Source organism: Negadavirga shengliensis (assembly GCF_042652345.1).
GTDB lineage: Bacteria > Bacteroidota > Bacteroidia > Cytophagales > Cyclobacteriaceae > Negadavirga > Negadavirga shengliensis.
Genome location: NZ_JBHSJJ010000003.1, coordinates 385,903 through 408,709, shown reverse-complemented (window position 1 = coordinate 408,709; position 22,807 = coordinate 385,903). Strand labels below are relative to the sequence as shown.

Annotated in this window: 23 protein-coding genes; 12 read left to right on the top strand and 11 right to left on the bottom strand. The window is 46.5% G+C overall.

Annotated elements, in window-relative coordinates; genetic code table 11:
* Window positions 1-6: 6 nt before the first annotated feature.
* Complete coding sequence (locus ACFPFU_RS07155; protein ID WP_377062942.1) at window positions 7-615, top strand: SCO family protein; 609 nt, start codon at window positions 7-9, stop codon at window positions 613-615.
* A 14-nt stretch (window positions 616-629) separates the two neighbouring features.
* On the opposite strand, the gene ACFPFU_RS07150 is transcribed toward ACFPFU_RS07155, so the two are convergent.
* The 4 genes from ACFPFU_RS07150 to glsA form a co-directional block, all read right to left on the bottom strand.
* Window positions 630-1,019, bottom strand: coding sequence for a group III truncated hemoglobin (locus tag ACFPFU_RS07150; RefSeq protein WP_377062940.1), 390 nt, complete (start codon window positions 1,017-1,019; stop codon window positions 630-632).
* Window positions 1,020-1,053: 34 nt separating this feature from the next.
* The gene (locus ACFPFU_RS07145) at window positions 1,054-1,491 is read right to left on the bottom strand and encodes an RrF2 family transcriptional regulator (protein WP_377062938.1); all 438 of its coding nucleotides are present in this window, start codon (window positions 1,489-1,491) and stop codon (window positions 1,054-1,056) included.
* A gap of 10 nt (window positions 1,492-1,501) precedes the next feature.
* Window positions 1,502-1,981 (bottom strand): hemerythrin domain-containing protein, encoded by a 480-nt coding sequence (locus tag ACFPFU_RS07140; RefSeq protein ID WP_377062936.1) that lies wholly within the window; start codon window positions 1,979-1,981, stop codon window positions 1,502-1,504.
* A gap of 137 nt (window positions 1,982-2,118) precedes the next feature.
* The gene (gene glsA / locus ACFPFU_RS07135; RefSeq protein ID WP_377062934.1) at window positions 2,119-3,072 is read right to left on the bottom strand and encodes a glutaminase A; all 954 of its coding nucleotides are present in this window, start codon (window positions 3,070-3,072) and stop codon (window positions 2,119-2,121) included.
* A 192-nt stretch (window positions 3,073-3,264) separates the two neighbouring features.
* Here glsA and ACFPFU_RS07130 point away from each other — a divergent pair, with 192 nt between their 5' ends.
* Genes ACFPFU_RS07130 through ACFPFU_RS07100 form a run of 7 tightly spaced genes read left to right on the top strand, consistent with a single transcriptional unit; the run spans window position 3,265 to window position 10,875 of the window.
* The gene (locus ACFPFU_RS07130; RefSeq protein WP_377062932.1) at window positions 3,265-4,671 is read left to right on the top strand and encodes an MFS transporter; all 1,407 of its coding nucleotides are present in this window, start codon (window positions 3,265-3,267) and stop codon (window positions 4,669-4,671) included.
* A gap of 19 nt (window positions 4,672-4,690) precedes the next feature.
* Window positions 4,691-5,746, top strand: a complete 1,056-nt coding sequence (locus tag ACFPFU_RS07125; protein WP_377062930.1) for an MFS transporter — start codon at window positions 4,691-4,693, stop codon at window positions 5,744-5,746.
* 20 nt (window positions 5,747-5,766) lie between these two features.
* Complete coding sequence (locus ACFPFU_RS07120; protein ID WP_377062929.1) at window positions 5,767-7,983, top strand: molybdopterin oxidoreductase family protein; 2,217 nt, start codon at window positions 5,767-5,769, stop codon at window positions 7,981-7,983.
* A gap of 26 nt (window positions 7,984-8,009) precedes the next feature.
* Window positions 8,010-8,579 carry a 4Fe-4S dicluster domain-containing protein gene (locus tag ACFPFU_RS07115; RefSeq protein ID WP_377062927.1) on the top strand — a complete coding sequence of 190 codons (570 nt, stop codon included), beginning with the start codon at window positions 8,010-8,012 and terminating at the stop codon, window positions 8,577-8,579.
* A gap of 11 nt (window positions 8,580-8,590) precedes the next feature.
* Window positions 8,591-9,115 carry a QcrA and Rieske domain-containing protein gene (locus tag ACFPFU_RS07110; protein ID WP_377062925.1) on the top strand — a complete coding sequence of 175 codons (525 nt, stop codon included), beginning with the start codon at window positions 8,591-8,593 and terminating at the stop codon, window positions 9,113-9,115.
* The gene (locus ACFPFU_RS07105; protein ID WP_377062923.1) at window positions 9,112-9,372 is read left to right on the top strand and encodes a DUF6755 family protein; all 261 of its coding nucleotides are present in this window, start codon (window positions 9,112-9,114) and stop codon (window positions 9,370-9,372) included. Before ACFPFU_RS07110 ends, ACFPFU_RS07105 begins: the two co-directional genes overlap by 4 nt.
* Before the next feature lie 3 nt (window positions 9,373-9,375).
* Entirely contained in the window at window positions 9,376-10,875 is a 1,500-nt protein-coding gene (locus ACFPFU_RS07100; RefSeq protein WP_377062921.1) for an MFS transporter, read from the top strand.
* 87 nt (window positions 10,876-10,962) lie between these two features.
* Here the strand turns inward: ACFPFU_RS07100 and ACFPFU_RS07095 are convergent, their stop codons facing one another.
* The 6 genes from ACFPFU_RS07095 to ACFPFU_RS07070 form a co-directional block, all read right to left on the bottom strand.
* Complete coding sequence (locus tag ACFPFU_RS07095) at window positions 10,963-12,066, bottom strand: hypothetical protein (protein ID WP_377062919.1); 1,104 nt, start codon at window positions 12,064-12,066, stop codon at window positions 10,963-10,965.
* Window positions 12,067-12,155: 89 nt separating this feature from the next.
* A complete protein-coding gene (locus ACFPFU_RS07090; RefSeq protein WP_377062917.1) occupies window positions 12,156-12,908 on the bottom strand; it encodes a DUF542 domain-containing protein in 753 nt (250 codons plus the stop codon).
* 182 nt (window positions 12,909-13,090) lie between these two features.
* Window positions 13,091-13,507, bottom strand: coding sequence for a 6-carboxytetrahydropterin synthase QueD (gene queD, locus ACFPFU_RS07085; RefSeq protein ID WP_377062915.1), 417 nt, complete (start codon window positions 13,505-13,507; stop codon window positions 13,091-13,093).
* The gene (locus ACFPFU_RS07080) at window positions 13,476-15,119 is read right to left on the bottom strand and encodes an L-aspartate oxidase (RefSeq protein WP_377062913.1); all 1,644 of its coding nucleotides are present in this window, start codon (window positions 15,117-15,119) and stop codon (window positions 13,476-13,478) included. The genes queD and ACFPFU_RS07080 overlap by 32 nt, the downstream gene beginning before the upstream one ends.
* Window positions 15,026-15,958, bottom strand: a complete 933-nt coding sequence (gene nadA / locus ACFPFU_RS07075) for a quinolinate synthase NadA (RefSeq protein WP_377062912.1) — start codon at window positions 15,956-15,958, stop codon at window positions 15,026-15,028. The genes ACFPFU_RS07080 and nadA overlap by 94 nt, the downstream gene beginning before the upstream one ends.
* A 92-nt stretch (window positions 15,959-16,050) precedes the next feature.
* Window positions 16,051-17,838, bottom strand: coding sequence for a hypothetical protein (locus ACFPFU_RS07070; protein WP_377062910.1), 1,788 nt, complete (start codon window positions 17,836-17,838; stop codon window positions 16,051-16,053).
* A 209-nt stretch (window positions 17,839-18,047) separates the two neighbouring features.
* On the opposite strand from ACFPFU_RS07070, the gene ACFPFU_RS07065 reads away from it, so the two are divergent.
* Window positions 18,048-18,728, top strand: a complete 681-nt coding sequence (locus ACFPFU_RS07065; protein ID WP_377062908.1) for a protein-L-isoaspartate(D-aspartate) O-methyltransferase — start codon at window positions 18,048-18,050, stop codon at window positions 18,726-18,728.
* A 46-nt stretch (window positions 18,729-18,774) separates the two neighbouring features.
* On the opposite strand, the gene ACFPFU_RS07060 is transcribed toward ACFPFU_RS07065, so the two are convergent.
* A complete protein-coding gene (locus ACFPFU_RS07060) occupies window positions 18,775-19,377 on the bottom strand; it encodes a uracil-DNA glycosylase family protein (protein WP_377062906.1) in 603 nt (200 codons plus the stop codon).
* Between the two features lie 337 nt (window positions 19,378-19,714).
* Here ACFPFU_RS07060 and ACFPFU_RS07055 point away from each other — a divergent pair, with 337 nt between their 5' ends.
* From ACFPFU_RS07055 to ACFPFU_RS07045, 3 genes are read left to right on the top strand one after another with little or no spacing between them, the layout of a single operon-like run.
* Window positions 19,715-21,835, top strand: coding sequence for a ribonucleoside triphosphate reductase (locus ACFPFU_RS07055; RefSeq protein ID WP_377062904.1), 2,121 nt, complete (start codon window positions 19,715-19,717; stop codon window positions 21,833-21,835).
* Window positions 21,813-21,995 (top strand): anaerobic ribonucleoside-triphosphate reductase, encoded by a 183-nt coding sequence (nrdD, locus tag ACFPFU_RS07050; protein WP_377062902.1) that lies wholly within the window; start codon window positions 21,813-21,815, stop codon window positions 21,993-21,995. The genes ACFPFU_RS07055 and nrdD overlap by 23 nt, the downstream gene beginning before the upstream one ends.
* A complete protein-coding gene (locus tag ACFPFU_RS07045; protein WP_377062900.1) occupies window positions 21,946-22,665 on the top strand; it encodes an anaerobic ribonucleoside-triphosphate reductase activating protein in 720 nt (239 codons plus the stop codon). Before nrdD ends, ACFPFU_RS07045 begins: the two co-directional genes overlap by 50 nt.
* The last annotated feature ends 142 nt before the right edge of the window (window positions 22,666-22,807 follow it).

Here is a 22,807-nt window from a genome sequence, read left to right as displayed (position 1 = left end):
AAAGCCATGAAAAAATCAACAATTATTCCGTTCTTATCCCTATTGATCCTATTATTTAGCTGCCAGTCAGACGATATGCCTTCGCTGACTGAAAATGAGACCACAGAAAAATCAGATGAATTGGATGAGATGTCCATATTCCATCTTCCTTCCGAGTGGACCACGCAGCATAACGAAAAGATTGAGTTCAAAGATTTCAGAGGACAACCCCTCGTAGTGGTCATGATTTATACTGCCTGCCGGACGGCATGTCCCCGGCTGGTGGCCGACATGCGGCATATTGAACAAAAAGCCAGTTCCAAAACAAGCCAACCGGTGAAATATGTTTTGGTGAGTATTGACCCAGCCAACGATACCCCTGAAAAACTCACCCAGTTTGCCAAGGACAACGGCATGGATGGTGATCAATGGATATTTTTGCAGGGCAGTGAAGACGGGGTCAGGGATTTTGCTAACATTTTGGCCGTAAAATACAAAAAAATCAGCCCCATAGACTTCTCCCATTCCAACATCATCAGTGTGTTTGATGAAGAAGGTGTGCTGAAATACCAAAAAGAGGGGCTTGGCCTTGAAAACGAGGAAATTGTTTCCAGAATTGCCGCATTGGGAAAATAAGCCAGGCCAGCAGATCAGGTCAAAGGGCGGATATGGTGTTGCCTGTAATATTCCAGTTTTATTTGAAACATCTGGGCCATTTTTTCCGCCCTCCATTTTGCCTCCTCTGCCTTCTCCCCCTGGAAACTTTCTTTCAGGGTTTCATCGAAAAGCTGCAGCCATCTTTCAAAATGATCCTTATCCAGGGACATGGTGGCATGGGGTGCAAATGGGCTTCCAAAATAAGTATGCTCTTCCAGCAAAACCGTTTGCCAGAACCGGTACATTTTTTCCAGATGTTTCTCCCAGCCATTGCCCAGTCTCTCCTCAAAAATCGGGGAAAGTAAAGGATCTCTCCTTACCTTGGCATAAAAACTGTCAACAAATTTCTTTATGTGCTTAATATCCTCAATTTTCTCTTTCACGCGCCACAAATTTGATCAATCGAAATAACCTATATTAGGACAAAGCCACCAATACCGCAGTGCCTTTGGACACTTCGTCTGCCAGCGCTTTTATGGTCTTTTCTTTCAGCAGCTTGGTAAGACCATCACGCACGATCTTAAAATCATTGTGGATGGGGCATGGATTTTTTTCTGAACACAGTTTCAGTCCCAAGCCACAACCTTTGAATATCTTTTCTCCATCAATGGCCACCACCAGGTCAATCAGACAAAGCTCTTCCTGTTCTTTGTCTATATAGAACCCCCCATTGGGACCTTTTGCCGAGCTGATAATGCCTTGGCGGGCAAGCGACTGGAGAATTTTAGCCGTAAAATATTCCGGCGCATCGATTTCCTTACAGATATCTTTCACCCCAAGTTTACGTCCCTCCCTGCTTTGTGACCATATATAAATCACTGCCCTTATGCCATACTCACATGCTTTTGAAAACATAGGTTATCTATTAATTTTCCCAAAACTGGTCTTTCCAGTTTTCTTTTATTTTTTCATGGATCCGCTTTACCCTGCTTTCGAGCTCTGCAAGATCTTCCTCAGTTAATTCCACCTGCATATGCTGGAAAAGCTTTCTCTCCTCAAACCGGATATGGGCATCAAGGGCTTCTGCAAACTGCTCCAAATCCGCGAACGCGTTCTCCGAACCGGACAAAATGCGGTCAACGCTGTTTCTCAGATCCACATGCTGCTGTTCAGCTTCTTTTCTCATGAGATCATTTTTTGCCAAAAAAGAAAATATGAACCGTTCTTCCAGTTGAAAATGGGGTTCCAAATGCGAGGAAACATAATAATCCAGATATTTTACGATCCTGTCCTTCTCTACCTCTTTTTTGATACCCCGACGTATTTTCCATCCCAACAATAGGCCGAAATGATGGTCCTGTGATAGCGGTATCAATGCCGGATGTCTTTTAAGTGGCTTTCCCATTCCTATGATTTTTTGAACTGGTCTATGTGACAAATCCTGATAAACATCAGTTTTTTGATATGTCAAAGATAATGAGACCTTTCTAAAAATAAAATACTTTTTTATCTTTTATTGGTTTTCTCCCTTTCCCGATGGCTTCAGGAGGTATTTTTAACGATCAAATCATATTTATGAAATCCATACTCCTTAACCAGCTCCCTACAGAAAGCAATCCCACGGACGGGATTGCCCAACTCATCCAGCGGAGGCGAGTAGATGCCTATACCCAGCAAACCGGGCACGGCCACCATCATGGCCCCGGAAACACCGCTTTTAGCAGGCAAACCTACCAGAAAAGCAAACTCCCCCGAATAGTCATACATACCGCAGGATAGCATCAAACTCAAACAGTCCCTGATATTTTCTGATTCAAATACTTTTTCCCGCGTTGCCGGGCAACACCCGCCGCTGGCCAGAGAAGCGGCCGCGACAGCCAACTGATCCACATTTAGCCGGATGCCGCAGCATTTATTATAAAGTTCCATCGTTTCATAGATATCGGTACCTTCCGGAAAAGCTCCTTGCTCCAGCATATGGTAACTTAAAGCCATATTTCTTTGATACCCTTTGTCTTTGCCATTTGCCACGCTGCTGTCGAAGCCTATATCGGAGTTGGCACATAGATTTGACCATGTCTCTTTTACGTGACTGAAACGGTTTTCCATGGTTTCTCCGGGTTTGATCATGGAACAGGTCATGATGGCCCCTGCGTTGATCATCGGATTATGGGGCAGACTCTCCTGATTCAACACCAGACCGTTGTATCCCCTTCCACTCGGCTCTCTGCCCACATGCCTGTGGACCTCCTCCTCCCCGTTTTCCTTCAACGCCAGGGCATAATTTATGGGCTTGCTTACCGACTGCAGGGCAAACCGTTCATGGTGATCTCCCAGGGAATAGGTTTCCCCTTCCATATTGCAGATGGCGATGGCATAGGAATCCGCTTTTCCCCCGCCCTTGACCTCTCCCTCATTTTTACTTCTGCTCCTCTCATAGTACTTTTTTATGTCCTGGCAAAACGTTTCAAAATCTTCTATTCTGTGCTTTTTCATTTTTATGGGAGTTTATTGATGCATCAAACGTGCTTTGCTTTCTTTTCTACTAATCCAGTGCCAAAAGCCATTTTATCCTATTTTTTGCGGAAATCCTGATGCCGTTTTAAATCATATTAAAACATGATTTCCGTCAGCTTTTTAACCCGAAGGCGCCTCTAATTTTGTATCATCAATTAATCACATAAGGCTATGGCAACGCTAGTTAAACCCTTGGAAAACACATCCACTTTGGTCACCAAAGAGAAGAAGGTATCAAATAATACCTGGCTAAAAGAATGGTCTCCTGAAGACACCTCCTTTTGGGAAGCAACAGGAAAAACCATTGCCTGGAGAACCTTGACCGTCACCACATTTGCGTTGACGCTTTCGTTTGCTTCCTGGTTCATGATGAGTGCCATCGTTACCCGGCTAAATGGGATTGGCTTTGCCTTTACCGGGCAGCAATTGTTCTGGTTGGCTGCCATGCCCGGACTGGCAGCCGGTACACTACGGATCATCCACACCTTTCTCATTCCCATCTACGGCACGCGTCACACCATTACCATAGCTACTTTGCTCAAATTGATACCTGTAATCGGGATAGGTCTTGCAGTCATGAATCCGGGCACCCCTTTTTGGGTGTTTATGGTCTTGGCGTTGACGGCCGGTTTTGGCGGGGGGGACTTTTCTTCGTTCATGCCTTCCACCAACCTCTTCTTCCCTGCCAGATTGAAGGGTACGGCCCTCGGCATACAGGCTGGAATCGGTAATTTCGGGGTAAGTATTGCCCAGTTCATGACACCTGTCATGTTAGGTGTGGCATTATATGGAGCGCCCCAGGTTTTTTCAAAATCAGCTGGCGATACAGGTGAAACGTTGGTTCAACAAATCTATCTGCAAAGTGCCGCGTTCTGGTATGTTCCTTTGCTGATCATCACTGCGATAGTCTGCTGGTTTCTTCTTAAAAGCGTCCCTGTCAAAGCCAGTTTTAGAGAGCAGTTGGATATATTCCGCGAAAAACACACCTGGTACTGTACCATCACCTACTTTATGACATTCGGTACTTTTGCCGGCCTTTCCGCCGCCTTTCCCATGATGATCCACACCATATATGGAAAATTTGAGGCAGCCCCTGACCCCTTAAAGTACGCTTTCTATGGGCCGCTTATCGGTTCTGCTTCCAGGATACTTTTTGGTTTTATTGCAGATAAGGTAGGCGGGGCCATATTGACCACCATTACAGGTATAGGATTAATGGCCGGTGTAGCCCTTATTATCGGGATGGACCTGGTAAACCCAAGTGGAATGGAACAATTCCCCTGGTTCATTGCCATCACCATGATGCTGTTTTTCTTTACAGGAATAGGAAATGCTTCGACTTTTAGGCAATTTCCTATTATATTTAAAGAAAATCCCCGCCAAGCAGCCGGGGTAATTGGATGGACTGCTGCTATTGCCGCATACGGACCGTTTGTATTTTCCATGGCAATAGCTGCTTTTATGGGCGGTACCGGAAGCGCCACCGGTTTTTTCTGGATTTTAGGAATTTATTTGCTGGTGGCTACTTGGATCAACTGGTACTTTTATCAACGAAAAGGAGCAGAAAGACCAAGTTAAAGAACGAAAAACACCTCAAATGTATAGACTTATCAGGACTTTAAACCGGACCGCATTGATAAAAGCCACGATTGCAGCCTTAGCTGTGATCGTGCTTGTTTTTATCGGGTCCCGAAATCTCCAGAATTTTGATGCTGCCCTGATTGCCTACCTGTTCGGGACCATATTCGCGGTATTTGGCATCGCCTATCGGTATTCTGTGTGGTTGCAGCGGCCTCCTACACGGCTGTACTGGCGAAGAAGCTGGCAGTTTCTGCTGAGCAAGGACTTTGGGAGGTATGCTTCCAGATCCATCGGTCTCTTTTTCCGCAACATCCTTTTTCAACGGTTCATCTATCCAAGGGGAAAAGTCCGCTGGTGGGGACACTTTCTGCTGGCCACAGGCTGTCTGATTGCTTTTGCCATAACCATACCGCTTACCTTCGGCTGGATCCATTTCACGCTGGTGCCCGGTTCATGGAGCACTTACACGGCCAATTTCTTCGGGTTCCCCGTGAGCCAATTTGAATTGGGATCCCCAGTTGCCTTTATCACTTTCCACGGCTTGGTTTGGTGTTCGGTTTTGGTTACCATAGGCGCTGTGATCATGATGAAAAGACGGTTGACAAATGGCGGGCTGATAGCCACCCAGACTTTTGAAGGTGACTGGCTGCCTTTGTTTCTGTTGATTGCCATTTCCATAACAGGCTTGGGCATTTCCTATGACTATACTTTCCTTCAGGGAAGAACGCACCAGTTCATGTCCGTCACCCATGCCATTACGGTGATTTTGTTCCTTATTTGGATGCCTTTTGGCAAGTTTTTCCACATCTTTCAGAGGCTGGCCCAACTGGGTGCAAACCTCTATAAGGTTGAAGGCATGAAAAGGGGCATGGCTGTCTGTCCCCATACCAAAGAAGCGTTTGCATCACAAACCCACGTCAATGACTTGAAAAAGGTGACCAAAGAATTGGGGTTTGATTTTACCCTCGCTGACGGCAGCAGCCATCTTGACCTTTCTCCGGAAGGGAAAAGATCAGCCTTGGCAAAAGCCCATTTTCAGGCAAGAAAAGAAGATGGCAGATTTTTCGGTTAATTCATTTAAAAAACAGATCCATGGCCAAACTTCCGGTATCTCTTAACCAAATTATTGAAAAACACGGTCCCCACAAGGGCTATACACCCAAGGAGGGTTTTGAAGGAGCGCACGAGCCTGATAAATTAGTTAAAACACACTGCTGCTTCTGCGGCATGCAGTGCGGCATTCAGCTAAAGGTCAAGGATAATAAGGTCGCAGGCTTTGAACCCTGGATGGAATTCCCCTTCAATGAAGGCCGGCTCTGTCCCAAAGGGGTTCAAAGATATCTTCAAAACAACCATCCGGACCGCATCCTTGATCCCCTGCAGCGGGTGGAGGGAAAAGGGTTTGAACCCACCGACTGGGAAACCGCCATGAGCAGGACCGTCAACGAGATCCAGCGGATACAGGAAAAATACGGCAGGGACGCTTTTGGAATGTTGTCTGGCGTGTCGCTGACCAATGAGAAAAGTTATATGGTCGGGAAATTTGCAAGGGTGGCGTTAAAAACAGCCAACCTTGACTACAACGGCAGGCTTTGCATGGTAAGTGCGGGAGCGGGTAACAAAAAGGCTTTTGGACTTGACCGGATTTCCAACAGCTGGGCGGACCTGAAACACGCCGAAGTCATCATCATCGCCGGAACCAACATCAGTGAAACATTCCCGACCCTGACCCATTACATCTGGGAAGCAAGGGACAATGGCGCCAAGTTGATTGTGGTGGATCCCCGGGTGACCCCTGTCGCCCGCACCGCAGACCTCCACCTTCCTGTCAAGCCTGGGGCAGACAGCGCGCTTTTTGGAGCCATTCTTAAAATTCTGGCAGACAATGACTGGCTTGACCGTGATTTCATCAAGGAGCATACCAGTGGATTTGAGGAGGCCCTGGAGGCGGTCAAAGACTATGATCTGGACTGGGCCGAAAAAACCACGGGGATTCCCGCGGAAAAAATAAAGGAAGCCGCTACCTGGTGGGGAAAGGCGAAAACAAGTTTTCTGCTTCATGCCCGCGGGATAGAACACCACACCAAGGGGGTGGACAATGTCCTAAGCTGCATCAACATTGTACTGGCCACCGGCAGGATCGGCAAACCTTATTGCGGCTATGGCACCATTACCGGCCAGGGTAACGGCCAAGGCGGCCGTGAACACGGCCATAAATGTGATCAGCTCCCCGGCAACAGGGACATTACCAACCCGGAGCACCGGAAATATATCTCTGGCGTATGGGGCATTGATGAAAAAGACCTGCCCGGAAAAGGACTGACCGCATATGAAATGATTGAAGCCATTCACCGGGGAGAGGTGAAAGGATTGATTACCATTTGTTTTAACCCTTTGGTCTCTCTGCCTAACAACAACTTTGTCAGGGAGGCCCTGGAAAAACTGGAATACTATGTGGCCATTGATTTCTTCCTGAATGAAACTGCCCGTCATGCAGATGTTATCATGGCGGGCTCTCTTCATGAAGAGGAAGAAGGCACCGTTACCACTGCCGAAGGAAGGGTAGTGAAGATCAATGCGGCTGTCTCTCCTCCCGGTAATGCCAGAAGAGATGGTGAAATCATCATGGAACTGGCACAGCGGCTGGGAGCGGGCGATAAATTCAATTTTCAAAACAGTGAGGCCATTTTCAACGAGCTCCGGGTGGCTTCCAAGGGAGGAACGGCCGACTATTTCGGCATCACCTATAAAAAAATAGAAGAGAATATGGGAATTTTCTGGCCGTGCCCGTCGGAAGACCATCCAGGCACACCCAGGCTGTGGGAAGACAGAAAATTCAAAACCCCTGATGGCAAGGCGCATTTTAATGCTGTACCGTACCGGGACCCCTCAGAGGTTGTGGACAGTGAATACCCCGTGGTTCTGACTACCGGCAGGGTGGTCAGCCAGTACCTCAGCGGCACCCAAACCAGAAGGATAGGCAAGCTGGTAGACCAGTATTCGGAACCTTTGCTGGAAATCCACCCCAAATTGGCCTTTCATTACGGGATAAGGGAGCGGGAACTTGTTAAAGTGAAAACCAGAAGAGGAGAAGGCGAATTTCCTGCACAAATCGTTGAAACCATACGGGAAGACACGGTCTTCATCCCTTATCATTGGGGAGGCAAACAATCTGCCAACCAATTGACGATAGGCACTCTAGACCCAGTATCCAAAATCCCCGAATTCAAAGTATGTGCCTGTCAGCTGACCCCCACCGGTAAGCAGGCCCCTCCGGCCACAGTATCCGAAGCCTATCAAAGTCATTAATTATTAACCCTAAAAACACATCCATTATGCCTACCACAAAATATGACCAGCAGAAGGAGTTTTTTATCGATATGCAAAGATGCATCGGCTGCCATGCCTGCGAAATGGCTTGCGCGGAATGCGAGACCAACGGGCAGGAAAGCATGATCCATATCCATTATGTGGAAAGGGCTGTGTCTGTCCAGACAACCGTACAGGTATGCATGCATTGTGAAGATCCTGCATGTGCCAATGTCTGTCCTGCCGATGCCATCACCAAGGATGAATTCGGGGTGGTCCATACCGCGAATTCATCCCGGTGCATCGGTTGCTCCAATTGCGTCCTGGCCTGCCCCTTTGGCGTGCCGAAGAAAGCGGAACAGGCAGAGTTGATGATGAAATGCAATATGTGCTATGACCGCACCAGCGCTGGCAAAAAACCCATGTGTGCCACGGTCTGTCCCAGTCAGGCGCTTTTCTACGGTACCCGGGAAGAAATCCAAAAAATGAGGCCGAACAGCACACCGGTGAAAAAATTCGTCTTTGGCGAGCAGGAAGTGAACACCAAAGTCAACGTCATGATGCCAAAAGGCAGTACACATCTGAAAGTACATTAAACGGATTCATTATGGCAAATAAAAAAAAAGGAGAGACGCCGGATTGGAAAGAAGATTTTCCAATTGATCAGGAAGAGGCCACCCATGTGTCCAGAAGAGAGTTTGCAAAGTTCCTGGGGTTGTTTTCGGGAGCGCTGGCTTTGGGCAATGGCGCCATTGTATTGAGAAGCATTGCTTTTCCTGAAAAAGAACTTGAGGGGCAACATTTTATATGCAACACTCAGGATGTAGCCATAGGGGAAATGACCCAGTTTGAAATAGCGGGGACCAAAACCATCCCTTATATTCTTATCCATTTGGAGGATGGGGAATGGCGGGCTTTTGAGCAAAAGTGTACCCATCTGGCCTGTGCCGTGAGGTACAGGGCTGACCTCGACCAAATAGAATGTCCTTGCCATAAAGGTTATTTTGATGCCAGGACCGGCGTGGTGATCCAAGGCCCGCCCCCTCGTCCGCTTCCGCAACTTGAAGTGGTAGTAGAAGAAGACAAGGTGTACGTCAAATCCCTTCATAAAGAGAAACCCTACAATCTATGAGCGATTTTAGAACATCACAGAACGAGGCACATCCTAATAAGAGCAATACCTTAATGACGGGCATTATTCTGGTATTGATCTTATTGGTCAGTATTCAAATTTGGTTTTTGTACAGTGCCCTGAACAATGCATTGGACGATAATTTCGGAATTGCCCTCGCCACATTTATAGGCTCTGCTGCTTTGGCAGCTGTTTCTTTTTGGTTGCTAAGGTATCTTCCCGACCCACGGCGAAACAGGGATAAAAGTAAGTCATAATCCATGGAGGAAAAAATAAACCCCATAGCCCACCGGATACTGTTTTTAAACACCCTGGCATTTACAATTTGTTTTGCCGTGTGGACTTTCAATGGTGTGATGGTCACGTATCTCGTGGACAACAATGTTTTTCAGTGGGGAGCTGTGGAAATTGGCTGGTTGCTTGGGATTCCCATACTTACGGGGTCTGTTTTGAGACTGCCGATGGGGATACTCACAGATCGGTACGGAGGAAAACGGGTATTTGTCGGCCTGCTATTGTGCTGTGCTATCCCCATGTACCTGATGGCGTTTGCCACTTCATTTGCACAGTTTGCCATTTTGAGTTTTGGGTTCGGGATGGCAGGTGCTGCCTTTGCGGTGGGAATAGCTTTCACGTCGGTATGGTATCCAAAACATTGGCAAGGCAGGGCTTTAGGTATTTTTGGTGCAGGCAATGCGGGAGCAGCTTTGACTACGCTGTTTGCCCCTACTTTGCTTAATCAGCTCACCCGCAATGGAGAAAACCTGGAAAATTGGCGGATATTGCCCCAAATCTATGCAGGGGTGCTTGTTTTGATGGCAGTGGTTTTTCTGGTCTTTACCGTCAATAAAAAACCGGACGCCCCTCCACGCACGCTGAAAAAAGTGCTCAGCCCGCTTTCCAACATAAGGGTTTGGCGTTTCGGATATTATTATTTCCTTGTATTTGGCTGTTTTGTGGCCTTTGCCCAATGGCTGGTCCCGTATTTTACCAATGTGTATGGTGCAAGTCTGGTGGTAGCGGGGTTATTTGCTTCCCTTTTCAGTTTGCCCTCAGGACTTATCAGGGCGCTGGGGGGATGGATGAGCGACAAGTTGGGAGCCAGAAGGGTGATGTTTGGGGTATTTAAATGGTCCATCGCCCTTTCCGCCCTATTGATGGTGCCCAAAATGGATATTTTTACGCCCGGCAAAGGGGTAGTAGCCGCTAGCGATGGTACGGTCACTTCCATCGAAAATGAGTCAATTTCCATCAACAATGTACCCTATTCGTTTAGGCCCCGAAGCCATGTAGAGACGCAAATTGAAAATCCTGAAGGAATTGCTCTCTATTTACCCTACAAGTACACTTGGCAGGAGCCTGTGGTCAGTGAAGGGGATAATGTCCGGCGAAAAGAATTACTGGCCCAGGGAACCACACTTATTTCATTTCAGGCCCACATGTGGGTATATGCCATATTGGTGTTGATCATAGGTATAGTATGGGGAATAGGAAAAGCAGGTGTGTACCGTTTTATTCCGGATTACTTCCCCAGCGAAGTGGGTGTAGTCGGAGGCATGGTAGGGGTGATCGGCGGCTTAGGCGGATTCGTTTGTCCCATCCTTTTTGGCTACCTGCTGGATTGGACAGGTCTCTGGACCAGCAGTTGGATGCTGATGCTCATCATTTCCATTACCTGTTATTATTGGCTGCAAAAAGTGGTACGCAGCATCATCAAATCCCATTCCCCTCAGATCGCTGAAAGGATCGAAAAACCATAAAAAAATCAGGCTTTGGAAGCCTGATTTTTTTTTGCACAACGTCCCCCGTCCTTTTCTCGCCATCTTGCTGAAGGCAAACCGGGTTGCTCAAAGCCTGCTCATTTGCTTTGGCTGAGGGCCGGTCTTCTTCTTAAAGGAAATATGCCAATATTTGATGAATGACACGATAGCCATCAGCGCAAACATTCCCAAAATGCTCCAGCCATTGATTACTCCAAACAATTGTCTATAGGCATATTCTTCCATAAAACTTGACACTACCCTTCCCGCGAGGCTCAACTGAAACACCAGCCATCCTAACCATAGTATGGGATGGTAAGGCGTTAATTTGAGGTGCAACACCATCGGCAGGATCACGGGTGCATGGGCCCATATCATGGAAAAAACGAAACCCAAAAAGAACGTATGAAGATAAAGATCGTAGTAGAAGGCGTGATGCTCCATCAGTACCAATACCGCACCGTTCAATGCCAGCCATATATAGCCAGTCCTTAAGCCGACTCCAATGTATTTAAATTGGTCCGCTTTCCTGGAGGCAATCCTGGCCATATCGTAGTGGAGAAGCCATAGGGCCATTAAAATCAGGGTGGTTCCCAAGATGCTGCTGCCCCAGCCGTGGAAGGGGATCAACAATCCCATAAAAAAAAAGCCAATCAACCAAAAAAGCGTCTTTTTGGCCCACTGTGGAGTGGGAAGAAATTTACTCAACTCCAGTCTTTCCCCCAAAATAGTAAACAGCAGAAAAGCCATCCACCAGCCGGTGGCCATAGCCATAAAGCCGGTATACATATAGGTGAAATTACCCAACATCCATGTCACAGCGCCTAAAGCCATTACATAATCCTGTGGCAACTGATGCCTTAAGGTCTGAAAATACATGATCGCTACCAAGCCCATACTTGCCAACAACACCATCGATATCCCTACAGTGGACCAGCCCCCTATGACAAAGGGGACTGACACCCCACTCATCAGGGGAACCGTCAACCAAACCTTGTTCTTCATCACCATGCTCCTTTCCAAGGAGATCAGTGTACCTAAAAACCCTCCAACCATCAATAAACCATGGCTTCCCGCAGTGCCCGGAAGGGGCATGCCCATAAAACCCAGCCTGATCCATCCACCCGATATCCCCGTGATCAAGGCCATTACCATCAGGGGAAATATATATACAGGTTTAAATATCTTCATGAGAACCGTTTAAAGTTAACTAAGACGCGTTATCATAAAATCAATCTGTTGGTTTGAAGCAAAGAAGCTTCCCTAAAACAGGTCTTGTGCTATGGTTTGCCTAAAATCACAGAAAAACCGTAAGGACTGTCCCCTTCCGCATCAAGGGCCTTGGCAAAGAGGATGTTGTTTTCCAAATGAAAATGCTTTTGCAGGTCTTTGTCAAACTCTCTTAAAAAAGCATAAGTGATTTTACAAACCGGACTTGCGTGGTCAGGAAGGGAATAATTCCGGGTTAAGGCCGCAATTTTTTTGAACCGCTTCCCTTCCTTTTCATGTTCGTTGATCATTTGCAGGATGGGCTGTCTTACGGCATCAAAATGCGCTGCTTCAAATACACTGACCCCATTTTCGTCTTTTACCATTTTTCTGATGTAAGGAAATAAGATCAATTCTTCTCTCTTCATATGCACCAACAGTTCCTTGGCTGCTTTTACAAATTCCTTCCGTATCTCCCACAACACAGGATGAACATCCCCCTCCGACTTGCATAATCGCGACAAAAGCCGAAGTATCACCGGAATGCGCCTACGCACGTATCTATGATGTTTGTTTTCTATGTAAAATGACAACAGATCCACAGGCCAAAAATCAAAGCTGAACGTGCCATGGCTTTCTGTTTTTGAAGTATCCTTCAGCCTTGCTACCATGGCCTCAAGATCCAGTTGTTTGGTCTCACAGGCTTCCTCCAGGCTCTGCTTGCCATTGCAGCAGAAATCAATATCAAATGCCTTGAACACCGCCGCGGTTCTGTAATCAGCCGCCACAATTTTCCCAATACTGAGTTTGGCAATATTTTTCATCCGAGTATTTTTATAAGGGTACACCTCTTCTCCATTTTCCGTAGATGAAGCGTCTTCATCCGACAGTCTCTTAGGGCAGAAAACAAAAAGGATATTTTTATCCTTTATTTTTGTTTTAAAAAAAGGGCTGATCCCTCCTGTTTCTTTTACAAACCTATATAAAAAAATAATAAAAGACAAATTTATCTTTTATTATTTTCCCAGTTGACGTAGCAGGTTTCCGTCTCGTAAATCTTCAACCCGTTAAGGTTTACCTTTGACGGGAGAAGGGGCTTTATGACTTGTGCTATCCACAAAACCAACCTTTCGGCAGTGGGTTCATGATCCATCCAAAACACTTTTTCCGCATTTGCATATGTCTGAAGGTGAGAAGGTATATTTTTCAGCATCAAAGAATGGTCAAGTTTATCAATGACATTGTGCTGAACTAATGTTTTCAGCTCCTTAAAATCCATCAACATGTCATCATCCCCGGGTTCTTCGGCACCTATGGTCACATGCAGTTTATAACTATGTCCATGAAGCTGACTACATGCAGCGGGATGATTGGATATTCGGTGTGCTGCTTCAAATGTGAATATTTTTGTAATGCTTAACATTTTCTTCTTGTATAGCTTTTGATAATGCTTCTCCAACTGTAAGCAGGTTATGCAGTTCTAATGTTTCCACACTCACCGATCCCCGGGCGATCAAGCCCGATACTTCATTTTGGCATGAGGTTATCCAGTGATGGTATTTGCCAGAGCGGAAAGATTCGTTCTCCGGATTAACGAATAACTCCGTCATAAGGGTTTTTAACTTCCTTAACGTCTGATCCGTCCATTCTCCATCACCGACAGGGGTTTTGTCTATGGATACAGGACCATCTGTCTTTATTTCCGGCGCCTCCTTGTCGCTCCTATTCAGGTTTCTTACAATGTCGCATGCGATTTCCTTGGCGAAGACCATGGCCTCTGTAAGGGAATTGGAAGCGAGTCTATTGGTACCGTGCAATCCCGTGGCCGCACATTCTCCCACCGCATAAAGGTATTCTACCGTACTTTTCCCTTGGTGATCCACCCTGATTCCTCCACATTGGTAATGGGCAGCCGGTACTATAGGGACCAGGTCTTTCCTTAAATCGTAGCCACGCATCTTACAGTTATTAAAAACCTGCGGAAAGTTTTTTGAGAGCTTGTTTTTCCCTAAATGTCTGGCATCCAGAAAAAGGTAAGGTGTCCCGGTCTTTTTCATCTCAGCAAGCATCAGGGAAGACACCACATCCCGGGTAGCCAGCTCTCCCCTTGGAGTTTCCCGAAGAAGAAACCGTTGCAACTGACGATTTAAGATGTAGGCTCCTGCACCTCTTAGCGCTTCTGAAATGAGCAGGTTTCTTTTGGCGCTGTCATCATATATGGCAGTCGGGTGAAACTGGATGTATTGCAGATCCCTGACGGCGGCACCTGCCCGTATGGCCATGGCCAGGCCATCTCCGGTGGCCACTTCCGGGTTGGTTGTTTGTAAAAAAAGCTGGCCGGAACCACCTGTAGCCAGTACAACGACTTTTGCTGTAATGGTGTAGCTCTCTTGAGCAGTTTCATCAAACACCCTGACGCCGTAACAGTGCCTGATCCCTTCCCTTTCCGTGATCAACAGATCCTCACCCATGGTCTGTGTAATTCTTCGGATGTAGGTATGTTGTCTTGCTTTTTTTAAGAGTTTCAGGTGGATCTCGTTGCCGGTAGTGTCTTTATGGTGGACGATTCTGTGATAAGCATGCCCCCCTTCCAGTCCCAGGTCATACCTACCATCAGGTGCTCTATCAAATTCCACTCCCCATCTTTCCAAATCACCGATTGTGCCGGGTGCTCCCCATACCACTTTTTTCACCGCAGAAGGATCGGAATGATTTTTACCTGCCGCTAAAGTATCCTCCATATGCGCTTCAAAGCTGTCCGTTTCCAGGGCAAAAACAGCGGCCATTCCCCCTTGCGCATACCGTGTGTTGGACTCTTCGGTAGGGGACTTATCCAGGATGGTAATAAAAAGGTCAGGCTGAAGTTCAGCCAAATACAAAGCGGTGGAAAGCCCGGCAATACCGCTGCCGACGATCAGTACATCTGTCTCCATTTTTATGTTTACGGCAAGGAAAGCATTTTCTGAATGGGTATAAGTGCCTTCTCTATAAGCGCAGGGTCCAAGTTGATTTCCGGCCCTCCCTTTATCATACATTGATACAGTTTTTCCAGCGTATTTAACTTCATGTATGCACACTGACTGCAAGCGCAGGTGTTGTCCTCCACAGCAGGCACGGGGATCAGTGTCTTTTCGGGGGCAAATTTCTGCATTTGATGAAGAATCCCTTCCTCGGTACCTACAATATAAATCTGGCGGGAGTCTTCCTGGACGTATTTCAACATGGCAGAGGTAGAACCTACAAAATGGGCTATTTTCAAAAGAATAGGGTCGGATTCGGGATGGGCTATGATTCGCGCCGAGGGATAGGCCTTTACCAGTTCGACCAGTTTTTCCAGAGAGAACGCCTCATGCACGACACATACACCGTCCCATAGGACCATCTCCCGACCCGTCTGCCTGATCAAATAGTCACCGAGATTTTTGTCCGGCGCAAAAAGGATCTTTTTATCCTCTGGTATTGACTGAATGACCTTAACCGCATTCGCGGAAGTACATACCCAGTCACTGAGGGCCTTTACCTCGGCGGAACAATTGATATAGGTTACTGCAACATGATCCGGATACTGCAGGCGAAACTTTCTAAATTCCTCAGCCGGGCAAGAATCTGCCAGAGAACATCCTGCCTGTAAATCAGGCAGTAATACTTTTTTAGCTGGGTTAAGGATTTTGGCGGTCTCCGCCATAAAGTGTACCCCTGCGAATACAATTACATCCGCATCTATCGCCGCTGCTTTTCTGGAAAGCTCGAGGCTGTCACCGACATAATCCGCTATATCCTGAACATCACCCTCTTGGTAATAATGCGCAAGGATGACAGCGTTCATTTCTTTTCTCAGTTGATTGATCTTTTCAACCCATTCATTTTTTTTCATACCTATCTGAATTCCGGGTATCCTGATTCCGGCGATGATTTGTGTTATAACGCATTATCCCAAAGACATAAATCCATTCAAAGAAATTGGGGTTATGCCACGCCTGTCACCAAACCCTGCACTTCTTCTTTCAGGGACGCCAATTGCTGTCTTATGGATTCCATGACTTCCTCTGTATCCAACTTTACCGAAGCGGTCAGTTTCTGATAATATTGGATCCCTTCAGACAGATTATTCCTGAACTTATCCAGGTAAGCCTCAAATTTTGCAGAATTGTCAGGAAATGATTTCTCTATTTCGGACTTGATGTGTTGCACATATAGCTGCAATTCTTTCACAAATACATGCGGCCTATCCGGATCAAGGTTGAGGTTAATCTTACCATAAATGTGGTCTACCATTTCTCTAAGGCTGAAAATCCCTCTGAAGTAAGCCAGGTTGGGGCCGGGACAGATGGTCACTGCCGCAAGGTTCCGTCTTGGGATTTCCCCGCTGCTGAGGATGGCCGGAGCACTCAGTCCCTCACACAGGCAATCCTTCTCCAGGACTTGGTCCAACTCTTTTTCAGAAATCTCACCTGAGGCTGCCTGCTTGATTTTCAGGTTTTGATACTGTCTGGAAGCTGTGCAAATCGGCTTGTCCGTAAATTCCGTATTGAAAGACAGGAATTTCTTATAACATGGACTTCCGGGCCTTCCTTTGGCTATACGAGCCTTTCTCTGGTCTTCCCCGCTGCTTGTTCTCAAATTATTGAAAGGCACACCCAGCGGTGATGCATGGCTGAGATAAAAATCAGACTTTTTGGCCCTCAATAACCTTTGTAGGGTATCCTCGTCCACACTGGTGGCTTCGGGTACCAGGAGAAAGGGGCTTCCCCATCCGGTACCGTCCAAGGCATAAAATTCCATCAAAAACCGGTTTTCCCTGGCATTACCCAATCCTCCTTGATACGTGATTTTAGGCTTGATGTCCGCTGGAAGCGGATAATTTCCCTTATTTTTCAAAACCTCCTGGCAGGCCGTAAAGAGCGTATTCCTGAGATGCTCCCGGTTCATTTTGAACTCTTCCAATATGGGTCCTATGAGGTGACCCTCCGTCGCAAACGCATGTCCGCCACAGTTTAGGCCAGATTCGATTCTGAATTCTGAAACCCAGAGCCCTTTTTTCGCCAAAAATCTCCCCTGGATAAGCGCTGAACGATAATCCGACACTTTAAGTATAATCCCTTTCCGGATCCTGCCATTCCGGTCAGGAAAAAAATCCTCAAACTGTTCTGCATAGCTGTATAGCGCAGGGTTCATCCCAGCGGAAAACACAACGGAACCGTGGAGGTCGCTTTGGGCAAATCCCCGCAAAGAAGAAAGGGCATCAGAGAATTCCCTGGGCAATGCTTCCCCCTCTTTATCATAGTTGATCTTATCAACTTTGGTCATGATATTGACATCAATGTTTCCTGGCAGAATCATCTGTTTCAACTGATCTTGCATCTCATACCTTTCCCCATCTTGGGCAGCAAGCATTTTTTTATACAGTTGATGCGCTGGGTGGGAAGTTGGGAGCAATTCGAAATAAAGATTGATTTCCTCATCAATTCCGAAATCCTGTTTTTTCAAGGCAGCTATCTGTTGCTCCACCAACCGGTGCAGTAAGTTAAGGTAAGCTTTGATTCTTTTGGCGCGATAATCTTCGGCTTTTTCGGTAATCGGAACATAAGGAATAAAAAGCTTGCGGCTGTACAGGCGGCGCATATCCTCCAGAAGGTGGTCGTCCATGATGGAAACCACGGAAGAAATACCGAACCTGGCTACTTTAATTGGCGTATCCACTGTAAAGCCCAAGCCCATAACAGGTATATGAAAATTATGGGTAAGTGACGTCATACAAATATTCAATCAGTTAAGAAGACAAAATTATCCGCTATCGCTGACAAAGAAGAATAAAAGTCCCATGTTATAAGATGATTTTCATCATGTTTTTTGTCAAAACCGGCCGCACCGGAAAATCGCACGAAGGGGACAGAAGCCGGTAGAGTTGTAATCCCGGTAGAGAAAGCGTAAATTGTCAATGCGTTACCTAATCAGGTCAGACGATGAAATCCCTCCCAATCATATTGATCCTATTGCTTTTCCAAAACAACCAATACAAGGAGGCACGGGAAAAAATGGTGAAAACGCAAATTGTTAGCCGTGGAATCACCGACCCTCTGGTATTGGATGCCATGCGGAAAGTCGAACGCCACCTGCTGGTACCCAACTCCCAACGGGGAAATGCCTATGCAGACAGGCCCTTGCCCATTGGGGATGGACAAACCATTTCCCAACCGTATATAGTGGCCTACATGACCGAGCTGATCCAGCCCAAAAAAGGGATGAAGGTTCTCGAAATCGGAACAGGCTCGGGTTATCAGGCAGCCGTGCTGGCGGAGATCGTTGAAGAGGTTTATACCGTGGAAATTGTGGAGCCCCTGGGAAAAAGGGCAGAAAAAGACCTTAAGGGCATGGGGTATGAAAACATCCATGTAAAAATAGGAGATGGCTATCAAGGCTGGCCCGAAAATGGCCCTTATGATGCCATTTTGGTAACGGCGGCGGCAGAAGAGGTCCCCTCACCTTTGGTAGACCAGCTCAAAGAGGGCGGTAGGATCATCATTCCTATCGGCCCCAGAGGCAAAACCCAAGAACTTATCCGGCTGGAAAAAAGAAAGGGGAAAATAAGGGAGACCAATCTCGGCGCGGTACGTTTTGTGCCTTTTACAAGGGATAGTTTATGACTTTTGAAGGTTTTCAACTTTTTCCCAACATTCACATCAAGAAAATTTATAAGCTATCTGACAGTACCTCCCCCACCCGCTTCCGCAGTTCAGGTAAGACCTCCGCCTCAAACCAGGGATTTCTTTTTTGCCAAATCCTGTTTCTGGGTGAGGGATGCACGAGGGGGAAATAAGCCGGCAGGTAATCCTTAAAATGCTTTACGGTTTCGGTCAGGTTCTTTCGCCTTTTCTCCTTTAAATAATAGGCATGTGCATATTGGCCGATCAGAAGGGTTAATTTCACATGCGGCAGGGCCGTCAACAACTTACCGTGCCAGATTGGGGCGCATTCGGGCCTTGGAGGCATGTCCCCGCCTTTACCACGGCCCGGATAACAAAATCCCATCGGTACGATTCCGAAAACCGATGTGTCATAAAATGTGTTCCTATCCACACTTAACCAACTGCGAAGCTGCTCTCCGCTCAAATCATCCCAAGGGATTCCCGAAGCATGGACCTTGGCACCGGGTGCCTGTCCGATGATGAGAATCCTGCTCCCGGAAGCCGCGGAAAATACCGGGTTGGGACCCAAAGGCAAATGCTCTTCACATAACCTACAAGACCTGATTTCCTGGATCAAATGATGAAATGGATCTGAAACGGGTAACATAGGGGATAAATCTAAAAAATATTACCAACAATTCCCGGATAACCGGATGCCGAAATGGCGTCTAATACGGTCAACCTTTTCAAAAAGAATAAATGCCAAGGGATGTTAACGTATCCCTCAGACAACCAGTAAATTAAAATGCACCCCAAATCCAATTCCACGAACGGCGTCATAAAAACCCAAAATTAATTGGGAAGACTGGATTTTGATTTTTATATTTAAGATAAAATTGTCTGATTTATGTCATTTGATCACATGACTTCTGACCTGAACTCTGGTAATTTGAAGCTGTACATTAGACAAAATTTTAGTGAAAACTTGGATAAACACCACCTTTATGGATCAATTTGTCATCAAGAGAAACGGAGAATATGCGGCCTTTGAGCCCTACAAAATTGAGGATGCCCTAAAAAAGGGCTTCCAGAGTGTACAGGAAGCTTATCAGCCACAGATTTTTAAAAATATCATCAGACAGTTAGAAGAGAGAACTACTTGGGCTGTAGAGGAGATCCAGGACCTCATTGAGAAGGAGCTTTTCGCTGCCGGCCTTTTTCATGTCATGCGTTCTTTTATGCTTTACCGGCACACCCGTAAAATGCAAAGGGAGCACGTGGAAGGTCTCAATGAAGACACCACTTATGTGGACAGCACGCAGACCATCGAAGAATATGTGGAAGAAACCGATTGGCGGATCAACGCCAATGCCAACACTTCCTATTCCAATGCCGGTCTGGTCAATAATGTGGCTGGTAAAATCATAGCCAACTACTGGCTGGACAAAGTTTACAGCAGAGAGGAGGGCTATGCCCACCGCAACGGCGACATCCATATTCACGATTTGGATTGTCTGACCGGCTACTGCGCAGGATGGAGCCTGAGGGTTTTGCTCAATGACGGGTTCAATGGTGTGAGGGGCAGAGTGGAAAGCCGCCCTCCCTCCCATTTTAGGGAAGCATTGGGACAGATGGCCAACTTTCTGGGCATCCTGCAAAGTGAATGGGCCGGGGCACAGGCCTTTAGTTCATTTGACACTTACCTGGCCCCCTATGTCTTCAAAGACCAGTTGGTCTATGAGGAAATAGAAAAAGCCATCCGTTCTTTTGTCTACAATCTTAATGTCCCTGCCCGCTGGGGGCAATCCCCGTTTACCAATATAACCCTGGACTGGGTGGTGCCCAATGACCTCAAGGACCAGATTCCCACCAAAAATAACGAACACCTTTTCAAAGGGATAGAAAATCAGGCCCTTTTGACAAAAGCTTTATCCAGAGGAGTAGACAACTTGGAGGCACTGAGTTATAAGCATTTCCAAAAAGAAATGGACCTGATCAACAAGGCCTATTATACCATCATGACAGAAGGAGACGCAAATGGCCAACCTTTTACCTTTCCCATTCCTACGGTAAACATTACTGAAGATTTTGACTGGTATGGTGAAAACACTGATCTGCTGTTTGAAAATACTGCCAAAATCGGCTCTTCCTATTTCCAAAACTTTATTGGCAGCCAATATACTTTCGATGCAGAGGGCAACAAGGTAGAAAATCCCCATGCCTACAAACCCAACGCCGTCCGTAGCATGTGCTGCAGGCTTCAGCTGGATCTCCGCGAACTTCTTAAAAGGGGTAACGGGCTATTCGGAAGTGCCGAGATGACAGGCAGTATAGGGGTAGTCACGATCAATATGGCCCGGCTGGGCTATATCTATAAAGGCAATAAGGAGGGGCTTTACCAAAGGCTGGACCACTTGATGGAGATCGCCAAATCCACTTTGGAAAAAAAACGCAGGTTCATTCAGGAAATGTACGACAGAGGCCTTTATCCCTACACAAAGCGGTACCTCCCCCATTTCCGGAACCATTTTTCCACCATAGGCGTCAACGGCATGAATGAAATGATCCTGAACTTCACAGGAGGAAACGATGATATCACCAGCTATTCAGGCCAAAATTTTGCTTCTGAATTGCTGGATCATATCAGAGACAAAATGAAGGAATACCAGGAGAGCACCGGGAACCTTTACAACCTGGAAGCCACTCCTGCAGAAGGTACCACCTACCGTTTTGCCAAGGAAGACAAAAAACGGTTTGAAGACATCATCCAGGCAGGTATGGAGGAGAACATTTATTATACGAACAGTTCCCAAATGCCCGTGGACCATACAGACGATCCTTTCGAGGCCCTCATACTCCAGGACGATCTGCAATGCAAATACACCGGCGGCACCGTACTCCATCTGTATATGAGAGAAAAGATCAGTTCCAGCGAAGCCTGCCGCAGCCTGGTTAAAAAGGTATTGTCCAACTTTAAACTTCCTTACATCACCGTAACGCCCGTATTCAGCATCTGTCCCGTACACGGATATCTTAACGGAGAACACGAATATTGTCCAAGCTGTGATGAAATTCTAATCAATCAATTCAACCAAAAATCAGATGACTATGCAGAACATTCTTGACCCCCGGATTTTACTGGAGAAACACCAGGAAAAAAGAACAAAATGCCTTGTATACACCCGTGTAATGGGTTACCACAGGCCGGTAGAAAGTTTTAACATTGGAAAGAAAGGTGAGCACAAACAAAGGCAACACTTCTGCGAACAAAGCGGCCATCGCTAAACCGGTCTACGATATCACTCCTTTTACACTGCTGGATTTTCCAGACAAAACAGCCTGCATCCTTTGGTTTGCAGGCTGTAACATGCGTTGCGTCTACTGCTATAATCCGGATATTGTGAGGGGAAAAGGAAATCTGTTGCTTTCCGACGTACTCCGGTTTATCCATTCCCGCAAAAACTTACTTGATGGCGTGGTGCTGAGTGGGGGAGAATGTACCCTTCACCGGGAGATTTTTTGGCTTTCCCACAAAATCAAATCATTGAATATGTCCGTGAAAATCGATACGAACGGGTCCAGACCAGGGATTCTAAAGACCCTGATCAAGGAGAAGCTGGTGGACTATATTGCGCTTGATTTTAAGGCCCTCCCTGGAAGTTTCGAGGCCATCACCCATTCCCAACTGTTTGCCACTTTTGAAGAGACTTTAAAGCTTTTGTTGGGCGAGGGCGTTCCCTTTGAGGTGAGAACGACGGTGCATTCCGGGTTGATGTCTAAAGCCCACATCAGCGCAATGGTCCAGTTCCTGGAATCCAGAGGTTATTATGGCCATTATTATTTACAGCATTTTGTAGGCGACAGCGATACGCTGGAAAAATTACCCGCCAGCTCAAAAAATAAGCTTTCGGGCAATTATTCAACTGAAAAAATCGATGTAGTCTGGAGAAACTAAAAACTCTTCACCAGAGCCGGAATTTGTGAATCAGAAAAAAAACCGCTACGTAACTTTTGTCACCAAAGCAGACGACAATAGAAGATATATTTGTCTTTTATTAGAGCGGCCTGAAAGGCCCATTTTATGAACTAAATTTTCA

Bases quoted from the DNA above. Each gene is read 5' to 3' on its own strand.
- ACFPFU_RS07065 (WP_377062908.1), top strand. From the start codon at position 18,048: ATGAAATCCCTCCCAATCATATTGATCCTATTGCTTTTCCAAAACAAC.
- ACFPFU_RS07095 (WP_377062919.1), bottom strand. From the start codon at position 12,066: ATGAAGATATTTAAACCTGTATATATATTTCCCCTGATGGTAATGGCC.
- ACFPFU_RS07105 (WP_377062923.1), top strand. From the start codon at position 9,112: ATGAGCGATTTTAGAACATCACAGAACGAGGCACATCCTAATAAGAGC.
- ACFPFU_RS07120 (WP_377062929.1), top strand. From the start codon at position 5,767: ATGGCCAAACTTCCGGTATCTCTTAACCAAATTATTGAAAAACACGGT.
- ACFPFU_RS07125 (WP_377062930.1), top strand. From the start codon at position 4,691: ATGTATAGACTTATCAGGACTTTAAACCGGACCGCATTGATAAAAGCC.
- ACFPFU_RS07070 (WP_377062910.1), bottom strand. From the start codon at position 17,838: ATGACGTCACTTACCCATAATTTTCATATACCTGTTATGGGCTTGGGC.
- ACFPFU_RS07060 (WP_377062906.1), bottom strand. From the start codon at position 19,377: ATGTTACCCGTTTCAGATCCATTTCATCATTTGATCCAGGAAATCAGG.
- ACFPFU_RS07090 (WP_377062917.1), bottom strand. From the start codon at position 12,908: ATGAAAAATATTGCCAAACTCAGTATTGGGAAAATTGTGGCGGCTGAT.
- ACFPFU_RS07130 (WP_377062932.1), top strand. From the start codon at position 3,265: ATGGCAACGCTAGTTAAACCCTTGGAAAACACATCCACTTTGGTCACC.
- glsA (WP_377062934.1), bottom strand. From the start codon at position 3,072: ATGAAAAAGCACAGAATAGAAGATTTTGAAACGTTTTGCCAGGACATA.
- ACFPFU_RS07100 (WP_377062921.1), top strand. From the start codon at position 9,376: ATGGAGGAAAAAATAAACCCCATAGCCCACCGGATACTGTTTTTAAAC.
- ACFPFU_RS07145 (WP_377062938.1), bottom strand. From the start codon at position 1,491: ATGTTTTCAAAAGCATGTGAGTATGGCATAAGGGCAGTGATTTATATA.
- nadA (WP_377062912.1), bottom strand. From the start codon at position 15,958: ATGAAAAAAAATGAATGGGTTGAAAAGATCAATCAACTGAGAAAAGAA.
- ACFPFU_RS07055 (WP_377062904.1), top strand. From the start codon at position 19,715: ATGGATCAATTTGTCATCAAGAGAAACGGAGAATATGCGGCCTTTGAG.
- ACFPFU_RS07155 (WP_377062942.1), top strand. From the start codon at position 7: ATGAAAAAATCAACAATTATTCCGTTCTTATCCCTATTGATCCTATTA.
- ACFPFU_RS07140 (WP_377062936.1), bottom strand. From the start codon at position 1,981: ATGGGAAAGCCACTTAAAAGACATCCGGCATTGATACCGCTATCACAG.
- queD (WP_377062915.1), bottom strand. From the start codon at position 13,507: ATGTTAAGCATTACAAAAATATTCACATTTGAAGCAGCACACCGAATA.
- ACFPFU_RS07115 (WP_377062927.1), top strand. From the start codon at position 8,010: ATGCCTACCACAAAATATGACCAGCAGAAGGAGTTTTTTATCGATATG.
- ACFPFU_RS07080 (WP_377062913.1), bottom strand. From the start codon at position 15,119: ATGTATGATAAAGGGAGGGCCGGAAATCAACTTGGACCCTGCGCTTAT.
- nrdD (WP_377062902.1), top strand. From the start codon at position 21,813: ATGACTATGCAGAACATTCTTGACCCCCGGATTTTACTGGAGAAACAC.
- ACFPFU_RS07110 (WP_377062925.1), top strand. From the start codon at position 8,591: ATGGCAAATAAAAAAAAAGGAGAGACGCCGGATTGGAAAGAAGATTTT.